Source organism: Rhodococcus sp. MT28 (assembly GCF_058792695.1).
Genome location: NZ_JBXAFD010000077.1, coordinates 1 through 728, shown reverse-complemented (window position 1 = coordinate 728; position 728 = coordinate 1). Strand labels below are relative to the sequence as shown.

Annotated in this window: 1 protein-coding gene; it reads right to left on the bottom strand. The window is 57.3% G+C overall.

Annotated elements, in window-relative coordinates:
• Positions 1-459: 459 nt before the first annotated feature.
• A partial coding sequence (locus AC1Q6C_RS33695; RefSeq protein WP_492667136.1) for a hypothetical protein occupies positions 460-728 on the bottom strand: 269 nt, incomplete at its 5' end.

Genomic DNA, 728 nt, shown 5'->3' with positions numbered 1-728 from the left:
TTTCAGATCATTCCCGGGAAGGTGCGCCCACTCACGCCGCCTCGCCGAGAACCATCCACAGGTTCTGATCATTGCTCAATTCAAACGCCTTGTCCCGGTGTGTGGTTCAGGAATGAGTGGCTGCTTTTTCAGGGTGAAAGGGCTATCGTGCAGGACTTGCGCACTAGTAGCGTTGTCGCTAAGAACTTCAAAAAGGGAGGCCGGAGAATGTGCCGGTGTGCAGTGCGTTGCGGAGTTGGGTTTCGAGTGTCGCTCATTCCGCCACCGCCGGAGTGAGTGGCGCCCACGTGCTTGCTGTCACCGTGCGGGATACGGCAATGGGTTTGAGCGGTCCAATCCCAGTGGATGTGTCCCACATTGAGGCGACATGTTCCGCCTCATTTTGGCTTTGCAACGGCGCTACCGTGCGGATGCCATCGAGGGTGTTTCTTTCAACGCCCCATTCGGTCCAGGTCTCCATCACGCACCGCCCGGAGTGAACAGGACACGGATGCCCGCCTTGTAGATGCGGAGGATTGCGTGGGATGGAGTTGTTTCCTCTCCGTCGAATCGGTCTCCCGGATCAAGCGCAAGCCAGTGATCGGGGCCTATCTTCTCGTACACCTCACCCGACCGCTGACCTTCGCGTTCTAGCGCTCGGATCAAGCTGCATTTAGCCTGAATCCACCGATGAGCTTGTGAAAGTTGATCCGAATCGACGACACGAGCAAGAACTGTTTCCAGGCAGG